Source organism: Micromonospora sp. M42 (assembly GCF_000568915.1).
GTDB lineage: Bacteria > Actinomycetota > Actinomycetes > Mycobacteriales > Micromonosporaceae > Micromonospora > Micromonospora chalcea.
Genome location: NZ_KK037233.1, coordinates 4,317,445 through 4,332,912 on the forward strand (window position 1 = coordinate 4,317,445; position 15,468 = coordinate 4,332,912).

The 15,468-nt window shown below is 73.0% G+C and carries 18 protein-coding genes; 8 read left to right on the forward strand and 10 right to left on the reverse strand.

Going from position 1 to position 15,468, the window contains the following annotated elements; all coding sequences use genetic code 11:
- Positions 1-175 precede the first annotated feature (175 nt).
- Positions 176-1,669, forward strand: a complete 1,494-nt coding sequence (locus tag MCBG_RS19870; protein WP_043327645.1) for a hypothetical protein — start codon at positions 176-178, stop codon at positions 1,667-1,669.
- Positions 1,670-1,688: 19 nt separating this feature from the next.
- Entirely contained in the window at positions 1,689-3,092 is a 1,404-nt protein-coding gene (locus MCBG_RS19875) for a PQQ-like beta-propeller repeat protein (RefSeq protein WP_043327646.1), read from the forward strand.
- On the opposite strand, the gene MCBG_RS19880 is transcribed toward MCBG_RS19875, so the two are convergent.
- The 5 genes from MCBG_RS19880 to MCBG_RS19900 all read right to left on the reverse strand — a co-directional run bounded on the left by MCBG_RS19880 (position 3,076) and on the right by MCBG_RS19900 (position 6,298).
- Positions 3,076-4,254, reverse strand: coding sequence for a WD40 repeat domain-containing protein (locus MCBG_RS19880; RefSeq protein ID WP_043327647.1), 1,179 nt, complete (start codon positions 4,252-4,254; stop codon positions 3,076-3,078). The genes MCBG_RS19875 and MCBG_RS19880 overlap by 17 nt on opposite strands.
- The gene (locus tag MCBG_RS19885) at positions 4,251-4,781 is read right to left on the reverse strand and encodes a SigE family RNA polymerase sigma factor (protein WP_043327648.1); all 531 of its coding nucleotides are present in this window, start codon (positions 4,779-4,781) and stop codon (positions 4,251-4,253) included. Before MCBG_RS19885 ends, MCBG_RS19880 begins: the two co-directional genes overlap by 4 nt.
- Positions 4,782-4,896: 115 nt before the next feature.
- Entirely contained in the window at positions 4,897-5,412 is a 516-nt protein-coding gene (locus tag MCBG_RS19890; protein WP_043327649.1) for a putative immunity protein, read from the reverse strand.
- Positions 5,409-5,966 carry a putative immunity protein gene (locus MCBG_RS19895; RefSeq protein ID WP_043327650.1) on the reverse strand — a complete coding sequence of 186 codons (558 nt, stop codon included), beginning with the start codon at positions 5,964-5,966 and terminating at the stop codon, positions 5,409-5,411. The genes MCBG_RS19890 and MCBG_RS19895 overlap by 4 nt, the downstream gene beginning before the upstream one ends.
- On the reverse strand, positions 5,963-6,298 hold the full coding sequence (locus MCBG_RS19900; RefSeq protein ID WP_082931107.1) for a hypothetical protein: 336 nt from the start codon (positions 6,296-6,298) through the stop codon (positions 5,963-5,965). The genes MCBG_RS19895 and MCBG_RS19900 overlap by 4 nt, the downstream gene beginning before the upstream one ends.
- A gap of 95 nt (positions 6,299-6,393) precedes the next feature.
- Here MCBG_RS19900 and MCBG_RS19905 point away from each other — a divergent pair, with 95 nt between their 5' ends.
- Positions 6,394-7,197, forward strand: a complete 804-nt coding sequence (locus MCBG_RS19905) for a helix-turn-helix domain-containing protein (RefSeq protein ID WP_043327651.1) — start codon at positions 6,394-6,396, stop codon at positions 7,195-7,197.
- On the forward strand, positions 7,188-7,379 hold the full coding sequence (locus MCBG_RS19910; protein WP_043327652.1) for a DUF397 domain-containing protein: 192 nt from the start codon (positions 7,188-7,190) through the stop codon (positions 7,377-7,379). The genes MCBG_RS19905 and MCBG_RS19910 overlap by 10 nt, the downstream gene beginning before the upstream one ends.
- Here MCBG_RS19910 and MCBG_RS19915 read toward each other — a convergent pair.
- Together MCBG_RS19915 and MCBG_RS19920 are read right to left on the reverse strand one after the other, a co-directional pair.
- Positions 7,354-8,124 carry a class I SAM-dependent methyltransferase gene (locus MCBG_RS19915; protein ID WP_043327653.1) on the reverse strand — a complete coding sequence of 257 codons (771 nt, stop codon included), beginning with the start codon at positions 8,122-8,124 and terminating at the stop codon, positions 7,354-7,356. The genes MCBG_RS19910 and MCBG_RS19915 overlap by 26 nt on opposite strands.
- Positions 8,121-8,498: a VOC family protein gene (locus MCBG_RS19920; RefSeq protein ID WP_043327654.1), complete on the reverse strand. Its 378-nt coding sequence runs from the start codon at positions 8,496-8,498 to the stop codon at positions 8,121-8,123. The genes MCBG_RS19915 and MCBG_RS19920 overlap by 4 nt, the downstream gene beginning before the upstream one ends.
- Before the next feature lie 173 nt (positions 8,499-8,671).
- On the opposite strand from MCBG_RS19920, the gene MCBG_RS19925 reads away from it, so the two are divergent.
- The 4 genes from MCBG_RS19925 (at position 8,672) to MCBG_RS19940 (ending at position 12,072) form a co-directional block, all read left to right on the forward strand.
- Positions 8,672-10,441: a proline--tRNA ligase gene (locus tag MCBG_RS19925; protein WP_043327655.1), complete on the forward strand. Its 1,770-nt coding sequence runs from the start codon at positions 8,672-8,674 to the stop codon at positions 10,439-10,441.
- 54 nt (positions 10,442-10,495) lie between these two features.
- The gene (locus tag MCBG_RS19930; RefSeq protein WP_030499538.1) at positions 10,496-10,915 is read left to right on the forward strand and encodes a CBS domain-containing protein; all 420 of its coding nucleotides are present in this window, start codon (positions 10,496-10,498) and stop codon (positions 10,913-10,915) included.
- A 78-nt stretch (positions 10,916-10,993) separates the two neighbouring features.
- Positions 10,994-11,419 (forward strand): SufE family protein, encoded by a 426-nt coding sequence (locus tag MCBG_RS19935; RefSeq protein ID WP_043327656.1) that lies wholly within the window; start codon positions 10,994-10,996, stop codon positions 11,417-11,419.
- Between the two features lie 20 nt (positions 11,420-11,439).
- Positions 11,440-12,072: a DsbA family oxidoreductase gene (locus MCBG_RS19940; RefSeq protein WP_043327657.1), complete on the forward strand. Its 633-nt coding sequence runs from the start codon at positions 11,440-11,442 to the stop codon at positions 12,070-12,072.
- A 36-nt stretch (positions 12,073-12,108) separates the two neighbouring features.
- Here the strand turns inward: MCBG_RS19940 and MCBG_RS19945 are convergent, their stop codons facing one another.
- From MCBG_RS19945 to MCBG_RS34260, 3 genes are read right to left on the reverse strand one after another with little or no spacing between them, the layout of a single operon-like run.
- Positions 12,109-12,657, reverse strand: coding sequence for a YbaK/EbsC family protein (locus tag MCBG_RS19945; protein ID WP_043330797.1), 549 nt, complete (start codon positions 12,655-12,657; stop codon positions 12,109-12,111).
- 59 nt (positions 12,658-12,716) lie between these two features.
- Positions 12,717-12,914: a hypothetical protein gene (locus MCBG_RS19950; RefSeq protein ID WP_043327658.1), complete on the reverse strand. Its 198-nt coding sequence runs from the start codon at positions 12,912-12,914 to the stop codon at positions 12,717-12,719.
- A 36-nt stretch (positions 12,915-12,950) separates the two neighbouring features.
- Complete coding sequence (locus tag MCBG_RS34260) at positions 12,951-15,371, reverse strand: MFS transporter (protein WP_223201275.1); 2,421 nt, start codon at positions 15,369-15,371, stop codon at positions 12,951-12,953.
- Between the last annotated feature and the right edge of the window lie 97 nt (positions 15,372-15,468).

The window sequence follows — 15,468 nt, forward strand, 5'->3', positions numbered from 1 at the left end:
CCGGACGTGGCGGATGTCTCGACGTCCTGTTCACGACAACCACCCCCGGGGACAAAAGCCCCGACCCGTCCAGGCGGGGCAGAATCCGTCGTCCGGACCGGGGATGATGGCTGCCGTCATCCGGCCGCGCGAAACCGTCCGGCCGGTCCCGCATCCGGCACGAGCGAGGAACCACATGACGCAGGGGCACCCACCGGCGGCAGGTTGGCCACCGCCCGGCAACGCCGACCCCCGGTACGGCGGACCGCCGCCGCCCGCGCAGCCGGTGCCGTGGGGTACGCCGCCCCCGCCGCCGAAGTCCCGCCGTGGGCTCTGGATCGGGCTCGCGGCGGGCGCGCTCGCGCTGGCGGTCTGCGCCGGCACGGCGGTCGGCGTCGGGCTGGGCCTGCGCGGCGACGACGAGGACGGCTCCGCGCCGAAGGCGGCAGCCGGCGCGAACGGTGTCACCGTCACCGACGCCGAGCTGACCGCCCTGCTCGACCGGCACAGCAAGGCGCTGGCGGCGAAGGACCTGGACGGCTACCTGGCCGCGTTCGACCCGGCCCGCAAGGAACTGATCGCCGGGCAGACCCAGCTGTTCCGCAACCTGGGCAAGCTGCCGCTGTCGGTGGCCCGCTACGAGACGATCGAGAAGCAGGGCCGCGTCAGCGACGCCTTCGGGCAGGGCGTCACGTTCCAGCTCGACGTCTCCTTCGTGCACCAGCTGGACGGCTACGACCTGGCGCCGGTCGCCGAGTGGTACCGCTGGACGATCGTCCGCGCCGGCAAGGACGCGCCGATCCAGGTCACCGCCGTCACCGGCGCGCCGGCCGGCGGCAACGGCGACTCGAAAACCGTCTACTACCCCGGGCCGTGGGACAAGTGGCGGGACATCCATGTCGAGCGGACCCCGTACGCCCTGATCATCACCGATGCGGCCCGGGCTGCCGTGGCGAGGCGGTACGCCCCGGCCGTCGACAAGGCGGTGACGAGCAACCTGGCCGTGTGGCGGGCCAACGCGCCGCCCGAGCCGGTGTCTGACAAGTTCGTCGTCACGCTCGCCGCCGGCAAGGACGAGATGACCTCGCTCTACCGAATCGGCACCGAGAAGGCCACCGAGGCGGGCTACTCGGTGGGCATGGTCGCGGCCGAGCGCAAGGACGGCAGGAACACGATCGGCGGCACCCGCATCGTGGTGGACACCGGAGATCGTTACTTCACCCGCTCCGGCGGCGACAACGACGCCCACATGGTGTTGCGGCACGAGATCGCGCACTCGCTGATGACGCCCCGCACCGACCCGGCCGCCGTGGACGAGTTCAGCAAGCTCGACGAGTGGGTGGTCGAGGGGTTCGCCGAGTACATCGCCTTCCACGGCCGCCCGCTGGCCGCCAGCGAGCGCACCGCGCCCGCCCTCCAACTGGTCCGCGACGGCGGGAACGGCTGGAACGGCACGCTGCCCAGCAACGCCGACTGGCAGAAGAGCGGCCTGCTGACCTTCCACTACTGGCTCGGGCACACCGCGATGACGCACCTCGCCGACAAGCACGGTGAGCCGAAGCTGTTCCGCTTCGTCGAGGCGGTCTACGCCGGCGCCCCGACCGACCGCGCCGCCCGGGACGTGCTCGGCGTGTCGCTCGACGAGTTCCAGGCCGGCTGGTCCGACTACGTCCGCGAACTGGCGGGCTGACGGAAACGGGAGACGACCGATGACGTATCAGCACCAGCAGTACCCGCCGCCCGCGTACCCACCGGTGGGCCGGCCGGGTCCGGGCGGTGCGCCGCCGGCGGCGCCGAAGCGGCGCGGGCGCGTCGCGTTGCTGGTGGCCGGTGGGCTGGTGGCCGTGCTCGCGGTCGCGGCCGGCACCGCCTACGGCGTGTCCCGGCTGGTCGGCGGCGGTGACGACGGCGGGAGGAAGCTGCGTGCCGCGTGGGTGCTCGACTTCCCGGAGCTGCAGCGCAACGGCCTGAAGACGTACGACGGGCAGGACATGTTCGGCGCCTGGCTGGCCAGTGACGCGGTGGTCCGCGCGCAGCCGGACGGGATCATCGCCTACCGGCTCGGCGACGGCGGCCAGGCGTGGGGCGTGCCCGCGCCGCAGGGGGCCTCGCTGTGCGCGGCCGCGCAGACCCTCGCCGACGGGCGGGGTGTGGTGGCGCTCGGCCCGGCCGACTCGTGCGACACGCTCGTCGGGTTCGACGCGGCCGCCGGCACGCAGACGTGGCGGGTGACGTTCCCTGTGGAACGCCGGACGGGCCGGTCCGAGACCGTCGCCCCCGACCTGTCGGTGGCCGCCGGGCAGGTGGTCGTCCGCAGCGGCGGGAACGTCCTCGGCTACTCGCTGGCCGACGGCAAGCGGCTGTGGCAGACCGACGCCGACCGGCTGCTGCCCGGCCGCGACTGCCGCCTGACCGACGCGCAGGCCGCCGGGGACCAGGCCGTCGTCACCACGCTCTGCGACGGCGACCGGGGCGCGCTGCTCGGCCTGGACCCGGCCACCGGCAAGCCGCGCTGGAAGCAGGACCTGCCCGCCGCGCAGCAGAGCGACGGGGTGCTCAGCGTCGACCCGCTGGTCAGCCGGCCCGGCCTGAACACCGAGACGTTCGTCGCGCGCGACGCCACCGGCAAGGAGCGGGCCGCGTTCGGCAACCCCGTCGACGGTACGCGGTTCAGCGACCTGCCGGTCAACCGTTCCAACACGGTGAGCGGGCCGGCGGTCCGGCCGTACCTGGCCGACGCGGACACGCTCTACCTGCCGACCGAGCCCTCTCCGGTGGGCGACAAGATGCGCCAGGCCAACCAGGTGGTGGCGATCGACCTGGCCACCGGGAAGCGGCGCTGGGTGTCGGCCGGGCACACCGACAGCGAGGTGGAACTCGTCCGCCTCGACGGGCAGGGCGTGCTGGCGTGGGAGGTGGGTGACCGGCGGGATCTCGCCCCACGGCTGGTCCGGATCGACCCCGCCACCGGGAAGGTGGGCGTGGTGGCCGAGGCGCCGCTGTCGGCCGGCACCGAGGGCAGCGACGCGAAGGTGCTGGAGCGCGACGGCACAGTGGTGCTGGTGCCGTGGAAGCAGGTCACGGCGGACGCGGCGATCACGGTCCTGCGGTGATGATCTGCATGTCCCGCAGCGCCGAGGGCTCCGCCCGCTCCGTGATCTTCTTGCCGTTCGCATCCACCAGGACCACCGTGTAGCGGTCACCGCTGCGCACCCGGACCACCATCGACCCGTCCGGCTGGAAGAAGACCTGCCGCAGTTGACGTCCCTCCAGCGGCAGCGACACCTCCGCGCCGGTCCGGGTGTCGAGCACGGCGTTGACCAGTAGCTCCCGTGCCGCGTCCCCGTACGTACCGTTCCGGTCGATCCGCAGGAGCGCGACCCGCCGGCCGTCCGGGGAGAGACTGGACAGGTCGAAGGAGACGTACCGGCTGCCCTTGGTGCCCAGGCCCGGCACCGTCCGGCGCGCCCTGCCGTTCCGGTCGGTGAGGACGATCGTGCCGTCGGAGCCGTCGGCGAACGCCAGCGTCCCGTCCGCCGCGAACACGGCGTGACAGCCGTCGAGGCCCGTCACCCTGGTGAACTTCCCGGAGGAGACGTCGAGCACGCCGGTGGCCGGGTCGTCTCCGCCAGCGTTCAGACGCACGACGAGCTGTTGCGAGTTCGGCAGCCAGACGGGTGACCAGCAGACGTCGTCGACGCCGTCCCGGAGCTTGCGCCGCCCCGAGCCGTCGATGGCCGACACCCACACCGCACCGGTCGTCTCGGCCCAGGCGACCCTCTGTCCGTCGGGTGACACCGAGACGTTTACCTGCGCCGGCCCGTACGGGAGACCGAGCAGGCGGACCGGGTCGTCGCCCGGACGCCAGGACTGAAGCCGGACGGTGCTCGTCGGGGACGGGGCGTTCGCCAGGTCGGACGGGCCGTAGACGAGCCGCCCGAAGGTCGCGTCACCGTTCGGCCCCCCGCCTGTGGTTTCGCTGGGACTGGTCGACGGCGTGCTCGACGGCTCGGCGGACGGGGTCGGGGTGGGCTCGACCGGCGGGGCGGTGACTGTGACCGACGGCCCGGCCGGCACGGGCGTCTGGCTGTTCGGCCGGATCGCCAGTGCCGTTCCGGTCGCGGCGGCCAGCACCACCAGCACGGCGGCAGAAGTGGCGGCGGCCCGCTGGAGGCCGAGCCGCCGCGAGGTACGCAGTGCCCGGTCCCGCAGGTCGACCGGGGTGACCTCCTCGGCCAGATCGGCCAGGTCGAAACGCAGTCGGTCCTGGTTCATCGGGCGGTTCCTTCCGTGACGTACAGCTCGGCGAGCTCCGGTGCCACGCTGCGCAGCTTCGCCAGCGCCTTCGAGGTCTGGCTCTTGACGGTGCCGACTGTCACACCGAGCAGGTCGGCGGCCTCGGTCTCGGTGCGGTCCTCGAAGAACCGCAGAACCAGCACGGCCCGTTGTTTGGGAGAGAGCCGGGCCAGCGCGGCCCGGAGGGTCAGCCGGAGCGTGGTCTGCTGGGCGTGGTCGGGGGCCGAGTCGCCTCCGCGCGGCTCGGGCACGTCGCCCGGCATCGACTCGGCCACCCGGCGGCGTCGCCACCAGGAGACCTGCAGGTGGTACATGACCTTCCGGGTGTACGCCTCCGCGTTGCCGGTCTCGTGCAACCGATTCCAGGCACGGTGCGTACGGGCCAGCGCGGACTGGACGAGGTCCTCGGCCAGATGCTGGTCGCCGGTCAGCAGGTAGGCGGAGCGCAGCAGCGCGGGCGTACGAGTTCGGACGAACAGGTCGAACTCAGTCAGGAGAAGATCCACACGAGCCGGTCCTTGGGGTCAGGTGGTGCATCGGCGTGACGCCTTCCGAGACGCCACCCGGCCACGCCATGGTTGCCACCTCCGGTGGCACTTTCCCGACAGGCTCCGGCCGGTGTCAGCAGTCGAAGACCGACCAGCAGATGTCGTTGCGCAGCCGCTGGTCGTCCAGGACCAGCTCGCGGATCTCGGCCGGAAGCTGATCGCGCTGCCACCGGCACTCGTCGCGCCCGGCCGCCTCGCCGAGACCGGCGGGCGCCGCCGCGCGTACCGCCTTGATCGCGTACGCGGCGGCGCCGAGTTCGTGGGCGGCCACGTGGGCCACGACGGCGGCCTGTCCGGCGGCGTACGCGGCGTTGCGTGCCGCCCCGCGCAGGTCCCGGGCCGCGCCCATGGCGTGCCCGCCCGCCGCGCGCGCCTCCATCATCCTGACCTCGCCCCGCACCCAGGCGCGGGCGTACGCGATCGCCTCACGCGGGCGGCTGTCGTCCGGCCGGACCGCCTCGAACAGGCCGAGGACGTGCTCGGCGCAGGTGGCGGCCCAGAGCGCCAGCAGGTGGTGGTGCTCGTCGGTGAGCGTGCCGCCCCGGCGGATCGTGGTGAACCGGGGATCGCGGACCTTCGGCAGGATCACGATGCGGCCTCCGGCCCGGCGGCGCCCTGGCGCAGGTCGTGGTCGAGTGCGCTCATCAGCCGGGCGACCCGGCTGCCGCCGCCGGTCACCGGCGGATAGCGGCGGAGCACGTCGACCAGCACGGGGGCGGCGAGCTGCCGGTACCGGTCCAGCGCTGCCACGCCGACGGTCTCGTCACCGCCGGCCTCCAGTTCGGCGACGCGCGCGGCGTTGGCGGCGGCCCGCAGAATGTGGGCGACCTGGGTGGCCTTCGCGATCGGGTGCAGGTACGCGGCCGCGGCGGCGTCACCGGCGGCCCGGGCGGCCAGGCGCGCGGACTCGGTGGGCGCGGACCGGGCGGCCCGGTGCGCGTCGAGGGACGTGACCCGCTGGAGTTTCGTCCGGGCGGCGCCGCGCGCGAACGTCCACGCCGCGTCGACAGCCGCACGGGGACGCGGATCGCCGGGAACCGCCCGCTCGTAGACCGGGAGGACGTCCTCCGCGTGCCGGACCGCGTACCGCGCCACCTCGCGCAACTCGTCCATCGTCAGGTCGAAGTCCCCGGGCGCAGTCATGTCGCGGGCATCGTATCGGTGATGCCACGCCGGTACGGGCCCCAGCCGACGAACCGCTCGAACAGCTCGCGCGGGGTCGGCCCGTCCTGCGGGTTGAGGCGGAACAGGTCGTGGGTGGCCTCGTGGTAGAGCCCGGACAGGTAGACGGCCAGGTCGACGGGGTGGTCCGCGTACTCGACCTTGAGCAGTAGGCGCGCCTGCGCACAGGGCCACGGCGCGCCGCAGGCGCGGCACAGCCAGAGCGGCCGGATCGGCAGGTGGGCCGGGTGGTCCGGCGGGTAGGGGCGGGGCCGATCGGGGTACGGCCCGAGCCGCGGTACGGGAAGGTTCATGCGTGACAGTCTGCTGATCGCGCCACTACGCTCGGAAGTCCTCGCTGCAGGTCCGGGGAGAGGCCGGGAGACCGGCCGCAATCTGAGGAGGGCGTGTGGAGAGCGAGCCGACCGCCGAGCTGATCCGCGCGCAACTGCGGCGGCTGCGGGTGCGGGCCGAACTGAGCCAGGAGGAGTTCGGGAGGCTCGTGCACTTCTCCGGCTCCCAGGTGTCGGCGGTCGAGCTGGGCCACCGGCCGCTCGACAGGTTCTTCCTCGCCCGGGCCGACGAGGTGCTCGGCACCGGCGGACTGTTGATGTCGCTGCTCAAGCTCGCCGAGCGCGACGGCCAGCCGAGCTGGTTCCGCCCCTGGCTGGAAGCCGAACGCCAGGCGCAACAGTTGCGCTGTTACCAGCCGAGCCTCATCCCTGGCCTGTTGCAGACCGAGAACTATGCCCGGGCGATGATCCGCACTGACGACATGCTCGCCGAGCAGGAAGCCGAACGGCGACTCGCGGTCCGGCTCGACCGGCAGACCGTTCTGGCCGGCGCCGATCCACCCAAGTTCGTCGCGGTGATCGAGGAAACCGTGCTGCGCCGCGCCGACGAGAGCTTTCGCGGGTTGATGAGTCAACAGGTGACGCACCTGATCGAGGCGAGCAGCCACCCACACATCGCGGTGCACGTCATTCCGGCCGACATCGGACTGCACATCGGACTGACCGGACCGTTCACTCTCGCCCGGGGCGGTGACGGGGGTTGGATCGGCTATCTGGAGAACCAGCTCGGCGGAACAGTGATCGACAAAGATGAAGACGTGGCTATCCTGCTGTCCAGATGGGAGAGCGTCCGCAGTGAGGCGCTGTCCCGCCGGCAGTCGATCGAGCTGATGAAGGAAGTGGTCGAGTCATGGAGCTGATCGGCGCGCTCTGGCGCAAGTCAACCCGCAGCGGGCAGAGCGAGTGTGTCGAGGTGGCGGACAACCTGGCCGGTGTGGTCGGGGTGCGGGACAGCAAGGACCCGGCCGGGCCGGTGCTCACCTTCACACCCGACGCCTGGCGGGCCTTCGTCCGGCTCAGCGGGAGCCGCGCGTCGCGCTGATCAGCACCGTGTGCTTGCGTACCCGGAAGGCGCCCTCGGCGTCGATGCGGGCCTCGATCGCGGCGCGCGCGGCCGACTCCTCCGCCACGGTGAGCGGCCCGATCATGCTGACGATGTACGCCAGGATCGGCTCCGCGGCGGGCACCACAAGCTCGTCCGGGTAGCGCTCAACTGTCACGTCGGTGAAGTGGGCGGCGACCCGGGCGGGTGCCGTCTCGGCCGTGACGTCGTTCTGGTGCAGTCCGACGGCGAGGTCGGGGCGCCCCATGGCTGGTCCGAGCGCGTCCAGCTCGGCGAGGTGGTCGCGGCCGTTCACCGCGACGGCGAGCCGCCCGCCGGGACGCAGCACCCGGGCGAACTCGCGCAGCGCGGCGTCCGGGTCGTCCAGGTGGTAGAGCATGTGGTTGGCGATCACCGCGTCGACGGCGCCGTCACGGAACGGCAGGCGCGTGGCGTCACAGCGCTGCACCCGGGCGCCGGGCACCTCGCGCAGCCGAGCGCACATGGCGGGCGAGAAATCGGTGAGCGCGAGCCGGCCCCGAGGGCCGATCCGGTGCCACAGCTCGCCCGTGCCGGCCCCGACCTCCAGCACGTCCCGGGCCAGTGGAAGCCGCTCGCCCAGCCAGGCGAACCAGCTCTGCGGATTGGTGCCGTAGGCGTGCAGCGCGATGCGAGCGGTCAGGTTGCCGGTCGTCGTCGCGTACTGGCTGGTCGCCCGCGCCGACGCGGTGGCGTCGCCCGTCATGAGAGGTAGAAGCAGAACGGGTGACCATCCGGGTCGAGGAGCACCCGGACGTCGTCCTGCGGCTGGAAGTCGGGCAGCGTCGCGCCCACGGAGACCGCGTACGCCACGGCTGCCTCCAGGTCGTCGACCTTGATGTCCAGGTGGACAGACATCTGCTGGTCGCCGGGACCGGCCGGCCACACCGGCCGCACGTAGGCCGGCTCGTCCTGGAACGCCAGCCAGTGGCCGCCCTCCGGCGGCGCGAGGAGGACCCAGTCGGCTTCCTTCTCGCGCCGGATCCAGCCGAGCAGCCGCTCGTAGAACGCGGCCAGGTCCTCTGCGGACGGCGCGTCCAGCACCGTTGTCGTCAGCTTCATCAGCGGTCGCTCAGCCATGCCGCATTCCTACCCGGCACCCGCGACATTTACCGGCCCGTCCGCACCATCTCGGCGGGGTGGCGGCATCGACACCAGTCGGATGCCGCCACCTCCCCGAGCCGGCGACGATCGGTCCGCGCGGACGCCGAAAGGGGTCGCCCGGCCCTCCGCTCGCGCCATAAGCTGCGGCAATGCTGCTGCGCATGTCGACCCTGCTGCTCCGGACCCTGCGTGAGGACCCGGCCGACGCGGAAGTGCCGAGCCACCGGCTGCTGCTGCGCGCCGGATACGTCCGCCGGGCCGCGCCGGGCGGCTACACCTGGCTGCCGCTGGGCAAGCTCGTGCTGGACCGGATCACCGCGATCGTCCGGGACGAGATGACAGCGATCGGCGACCAGGAGGTGCACTTCCCGTCGCTGCTCCCGGCCGAGCCCTACCGGACCAGCGGGCGGTGGACCGAATACGGGGACGACATCTTCACGCTCGCCGACCGCAAGGGCGCCGACCATCTGCTCGCGCCGACCCACGAGGAGCTGGCCGCGCTGCTGGTGAAGGACCTGTTCACCTCGTACCGGGACTTCCCGGTGACGCTGTTCCAGATCCAGACGAAGTTCCGCGACGAGGCCCGTCCCCGCGCCGGTCTGCTGCGCGGGCGCGAGTTCCTGATGAAGGACGCCTACTCGTTCGACCTGGACGACGCGGGGCTCCAGGCCGCGTACGACAGGCACCGGGCCGCCTACGAGCGCGTCTTCACCCGGCTCGGGCTGGACTTCACCACTGTCCACGCGATGTCCGGCGCGATGGGTGGGTCCGCCTCGGAGGAGTTCCTGGCCGCCACGCCGGTCGGTGAGGACACGTTCGTCGGCTGCACCGCCTGCGACTACGCGGCGAACACCGAGGCGGTGGTGACCCGCGCCCCGGCCGCCGGTGACCCGGACGCGCACCCGCCCGCCGAGACGCACGACACCCCGGAGACGCCCACCATCGCGGCGCTGGTCGAGCTGGCCGAGGCCCGCAAGCTGAGCGGGCGCACCGGCTGGACCGCCGCCGACACGTTGAAGAACGTGGTCCTCACCGTCCGCAGGCCCGGTGCCGAGCAGGCCGAACCGCTGGTCATCGGCCTGCCCGGCGACCGCGAGGTGGACCTGAAGCGGGTCGAGGCGGTGCTGGCCCCCGCCACGGTGGCGGTCTTCGAGGACTGGGACGCCCACCCGGAGCTGGTCCGCGGCTACATCGGGCCGCAGATCCTGGCCAAGCACGGCATCCGCTACCTGGTCGATCCCCGCGTGGTGCCCGGCACCGCCTGGCTGACCGGCGCGAACGAGCCGGGCCGGCACGCCACCGACGTGGTCTGCGGGCGCGACTTCGTACCGGACGGCACGATCGAGGCGGCCGAGGTGCGGCCCGGCGACCCCTGCCCGGCCTGCGACGCCGGTGAGCTGACCATCCGGCGGGGCATCGAGGTCGGGCACATCTTCCAGCTCGGACGCCGGTACACCGACGCGTTCGCGGTCGACGTGCTCGGCCCGGAGGGCAAGCCGGTCCGGCCCACGATGGGCTGCTACGGCATCGGCGTGTCCCGGGCGGTCGCCGCGGTGGCCGAGCAGCACCACGACGACCGGGGGCTGGTGTGGCCCGCGGCTGTCGCGCCGTGCGACGTACACCTGGTCGCCGCCGGGAAGGGGCCGCAACTCGACGCGGCGCTCGACCTCGGCGGGCGCCTCGCCGCCGCCGGCCTGCGGGTGCTGGTCGACGACCGCACGCACGTGTCCGCCGGGGTGAAGTTCACCGACGCCGAGCTGATCGGCATTCCGCGCGCCGTCGTGGTCGGCCGCCGTCTGGCCGACGGGTACGTGGAACTACGTGACCGGGCCACCGGTGAACGGGCCGAGGTGCCGGTGGAGGACATCGTGGAGCGTCTGCGCGACGAGGTGGGCGCGACGCGCCACGACGGGGTGTAGCGAACGCGGTACCGGGTACCGCATACGGATCGACCGAGGTGTTCGGAGGCTCTCATGTACCGCGTCAGTGACGTGATGACCAGGCAGGTGATCTACCTCCCGGCGGAGACCCCGCTGGACGAGGCGGCCCGGGTGATGAAGGAGTCGGACATCGGCGACGTGGTGGTGACCGACGGCGCCACGCTCGCCGGCATGCTGACCGACCGCGACATCGTGGTGCGGGCGGTGGCCGAACGCGCCGACCCGGGCACCACCACGATCGGCTCGATCATCACCCGTGAGGTGGTCATGATCGAGCAGCACTGCACGGCGAACGAGGCGGCGGCGCTGATGCGCGAGCGCAACATCCGGCGCGTGCTGGTCTGCGACAGCGACCGCAAGCTCGTCGGCATCGTCTCCCTCGGTGACCTCGCCATGCAGCTCGACCCCCAGTCGGCGCTCAGCGACATCAGCGAGGCCGCGCCGAACGCGTGAGAGCGGGCCCGCTCGCGTGACGCGGGGCACCGCCACCACCGTCGCATGACGGCGCGCGGCGGCGGATAGCCTCGACCCATGCCCGAGATGCCGACGAAGCTGGCCGAGATCGTGGACGAGTTCGCCGCCGCACCGCGCGACGTCGTGCTGGAGATGCTGCTGGAGTTCGCCGACGTGATCCCGCCCCTGCCCGAGGGTGTGAACCGGGAGGAGCTGGAGCAGGTCCCCGAGTGCCAGACCGCGTTCTTCCTGCGCGCCGAGGTGAACGCGAACAAGACGGTCAGCACCGTCTTCGACTGCCCGCCGGAGGCGCCCACCACCCGGGCGTTCGCCGGCATCCTCGCCGAAGGGCTGGCCGGGGCGAGCGCCGAGGAGGTGCTGGCCGTGCCGGACGATCTCTACCAGCGGATGGGCCTGGCGCAGGCGATCAGCCCGCTGCGCGTACGCGGCGGCACCGCCATCCTGGCCCGGCTCAAGCGCCAGGTCCGGGAACAGATCTCCTGACCGGCGGGTTGTCGCTGGTCATGGACATCGAGATCTACGCCGACGTGGTCTGCCCCTGGTGCTGGATCGGCAAGCGCCGACTGGAACAGGCACTGGAGTCGTACGACGGCGAGGTGAACGTCCGGTTCCGGCCGTTCCAGCTCGACCCGACGCCGGTCACCGAGCCGAAGCCGCTGCTGGAGGCGCTCGGCGACAAGTTCGGCGGACGGGACAAGGCCGAGGGCATGGCCGCGCACGTCACCGGCGTCGCCGCGGGCGCGGGCCTGGACCTGCGGTTCGACCGGGCGGTGGCGGCGAACACGTTCGACGCGCACCGGCTGGTGCGTTTCGCCGCCGAGCGCGGCCGTTCCGCCGAGATGGTCGAGCGGCTCTACCGGGCGCACTTCCACGACGGCATCGACGTCGGATCGATCGACGCGCTGGTCACGCTGGCCGGCGAGGCCGGTCTGGACGAGACCGAGGCGCGGGAGTACCTGGAGTCGAACCTGGGCCGCCGGGAGGTCGCCGCCGACCTGAGCGCCGCGCACCAGCTCGGCGTCTCCAGCGTCCCGACGTTCGTGCTGGCCGGAAAGTACGCGGTCACCGGCGCGCAGGAGCCGGAGACGCTGCTCGCCGCGTTGCGCGAGGTGGCGCAGCGCGAAGCGGCAGCCTGATGTTTCACGTGGAACAAGATCGATGCGAATGAGGACCTAGGCCGGCCTGGCCAGGTCCTCCACCACCCTCGCCCCGGGCAGCGCGCCGAGCGCCGGCCCGGGCAGGGCGATCTTGCTGTGCCGTACGCCTGATCCGATGATCACGTGCGGGGTGGCGATCACCCGGGAGTCGACGAGGACCGGCCAGTCCGCCGGCAGCCCGATGGGCGTGATGCCGCCGTACTCCATTCCACTCAACTCGACCGCCTCGGCCATCGGCGCGAAGCTCGCCTTGCGCACGTCGAGCAGCTTGCGGACCACGCCGTTGACGTCGGCGCGGGTGGTGGCGAGCACGACGCAGGCCGCGTACCGGGTCTCGCCGCCGCGCTTACCGGCGACCACCACGCAGTTGGCCGATTCCTCCAGCCCCACCTGGTACGCCTCGCAGAACGCGGCGGTGTCGGCCAGGTCGGCGTCGATCGGGGCGACGAGTACGTCGTCCACGTCCACCGGGGCCTCGGCCGGCCACTCCTGCAGCGCCGCGGCGACCGGCGGGGCCAGCAGGTCGAGCCGTGCCCGGGCCGGCTCCGTCTTCAGCGTCCCCATCATGTCGCGATCCTCGCACCCGCTTCGCGGATCGCCCCTCCGGGCCCCGGCTCCGCCCCTCAGTTGGGATTGCTGAGGAACGCGTTCTCCTGCGCGAAGTCCCGGTTCTCGGCGGTGGTGAGCTGCCGGCGGCGCAGCACCTCGGGACGGTTCGCCTCGGCGTCCTCGATGCCGTGCCGGACGCCGACCCGGATCACGCCGTAGAGGAAGACGAAACCGAAGACGTAGAGGAGCACTGTGGCGACGAAGACCAGCATGCGGTCACGGTAGGCCGGTGCGGACCCGACCGGTTCTCATCTTCCGCCGGTTCCCCCGTACGTGTCCGCGAGGTAGTCGGCCCAGGTCCGGGTGCCGGTCGGCGTGGCCGTCGTGGTGAGTCCGCCCCCGCGCAACTCCCGCCCGAGGCGGCCGGGAATCCGGACCGGCAGCAGCGGACGGCGTACCCGGCGGGCCGCGAGCCAGGTGCGGGCCGCCTCGTCGAAGCGCAGCACCTCCGGCCCGGCGAAGTCCTCGACCCGGTGCGACGGTCCGGCGAGCAGCAGCACCGCGAGCCGGTCCGCCACGTCGGCCGGGTCGACCGGCTGGGCGAGTACGGCCCGGTCCCCGATCACCGGGCCGAGGCGGCTCGCGCCTTTCAGCAGGTCCGCCAGGAACTCGGGGAACTGGGTCGCGCGCAGCACGCTCCACGGCACCGTTCCGGCGGCCACCACCTCTTCGGCCGCGAGCTTGTGCCGGTAGTAGGCGATCGGCACCCGGTCGACGCCGACGATCGAGACGTACACCAGGTGGCGGACCCCGGCGTGGCCGGCGGCCATGGTCAGCCGGCGGGTGCCGAGCACGTCGATCTCGTGGGTACGCCGTTGCGGCGACGAGGCCAGGTGCAGCACCGCGTCCACCCCGGCGACCGCCTCCGCCAGCCCGGCGCCGGTGGCCAGGTCGGTGCTCACCCACTCCACCCCGTCTCCGGTACGGGGCCGACGGCTGGTCGCCCGGAGCGTGAAGCCCTCGTCCCGCAGCCGGGGCACCACCACCCGCCCGAGCCGTCCGGTCGCCCCGGTCACCAGCACCCGCATCGCCACTCCTCCCAGCCCCGCCCTGCCCACTCGGTCCGCATTCAGGACGGCAGCCCGGCCGGGATCGTGACCGCCCGCCGGGCCGTCGGCCCGAAGTCGCGCTTGCCGGGCTGCTCCATCACAGTGTGTGAGCCCGGCGCAGGCGACTACGACTGTTGAGCGATATACCTGAGAGTCATAATCATGACCAGGAGTCATACCGCAGTCAGGCGATGCCTTCGGCAGGAGCGTTACTGCGCGTGAGCGGCGACCGGGCCGGCGACGCCTCAGCCCGCCGGGCGAGGCACCACTCGACCGGCAAGGGTCAGGCCGAGCAGGGCGCAGCCCGCTGCCACCGCCAGCGTGGTCGCGTAGCTGGCCGGGCCGGGTGACGCACCGGCGGCCAGGACCGCGCCGGTCAGCGCCAGCACGGTGGCCGCGGCGAGCGAGTCGCCCAGTTGCAGCGCCGAGCTGTTGCGGCCCTGCTCGGCCGGGGCCGACTGCTCCAGGGTGAGCACCGACAGCGACGGGTAGAGCAGTCCCATGCCGAGCCCGGCCACGGCCCAGGAGGACACGGACAGGTCGAGGTGGTCCGGCCCGAAGCGCCGACGCGACGCCCGCCGTACCGATGGTGATGCAGGCCAGCCCGGCCCGGGGCAGGCTCGCCGCCGACCGGGGCGAAGCGATCCGGCCCTGGATCCACGAGCCCACCGACCAGGACAGCGCCCCCACGGTCAGCACCAGGCCGGCGCCGGTGGGCGAGAAGCCGCGCTCCCGCGACAGCATCAGCGGGATCACCACCTCGGCGGCCACGAACGCCGCCGACGCCAGCGCGCGCAGGCCGATCACCGTCGGCAGACCGCGTGCCGCGCGCAGGAACCCGGACGGCAACAGGTGCGGCACGCAGACGAACAGCCCGGCCAGCGCCCCGGCGGTCAGGGCGGCGGCGAGCACGCCGCGCTGCTGCCCCCCGTAGTGCAGCAGTGCGGCGCTCGCCCCCGCCCCGCAGGCCCAGCCGACGCGGGCCAGCGCGCCCGCGGGCGGCCGGGTCGGCACGGTGCCGGCCAGCGCCTTCAGACCCGGCTGGATCAGCAGCGCCGCCGGAATCGCCACCGCCGGTACCGCGAGGAACACCCATCGCCAGCCCAGATGTTCCACGATCAGGCCGGCCAGCGCCGGGCCGACCAGCGACGGCACCACCCAGGCCGCGGCGAACGCGGCGAAGATCCGCCGCCGCAACTGCTCCGGGTACGCCTGACCGACCACCACGTAGAGCGCCACCGAGACGAGTCCGGAACCGAAGCCCTGCACCACCCGCCCGACGACCAGCATCTCCATGGTCGTCGCGGAACCGGCCACCACCAGCCCGGCGACGAACCAGGCGACGCCGTGCCACATCGCCGGCCGTGGTCCGCGCGCGTCGCACCAGATGCCGGAGGCGACCATCGCCACCACGCCGGAGGCGAACGAGCCGCCGAACGCCAGCGCGTACAGGCCGAGCCCGTCCAGCGCGCGGGCCACCGTCGGCATGGCGGTGCCCACCGCCAGCGCCTCGAACGCGAGCAGGGACACCAGGGCGACGCTGCCCACAGTCATCGCCCGAAGGCGCGGCGACCACAGGTCGACGGGTGGATCGGCCGGGAGGGCGGCGGTGCTGGTCATGGGCTACAGCCTCGGACCTCACCCCGGGTTGAGGTCAACTGTGGTCCCCGTCTCGTCCGGCGGGAACGACCGGACCCCGAACTTCTGCCGTCCGGGT